A 264-nucleotide genomic window follows, 5' to 3' on the forward strand; every position below is an offset into this window, starting at 1 on the left:
GCGAAGGTGTCGGTGTAGGTGGTGCCGGCGGCGAATTCGTTGTGGGCGGAGCTGGCGACGTAGGTCCAGGCACCGTCGGTGCCGATGGAGAACTGGCCGTAGCTGCCGGCGGTGTTGGTTTGGGCGATGAAGGTGGCGGCGCTGTCGACGTCGCTGATGGTCAGGGTGCCGGTGGTGGAAATGTCGACGGCGGCATTAGTCTCGGTGAGGTGGGCGATGTCGGCGGACAGCACGGCCGCATCATTGGTGCCGAGGATATTCACG

The 264-nt window shown here is 65.2% G+C and carries 1 protein-coding gene; it reads right to left on the reverse strand.

All coding sequences use genetic code 11. From position 1 onward, the window contains the following. The coding region (locus Q8X48_RS30010) for a VCBS domain-containing protein (protein ID WP_407802686.1) at window positions 1-264 on the reverse strand (264 nt) is incomplete at both ends.

The sequence above is a fragment of the Pseudomonas sp. QLc11A genome, assembly GCF_052112305.1.
Classification (GTDB): domain Bacteria; phylum Pseudomonadota; class Gammaproteobacteria; order Pseudomonadales; family Pseudomonadaceae; genus Aquipseudomonas; species Aquipseudomonas laurylsulfatiphila.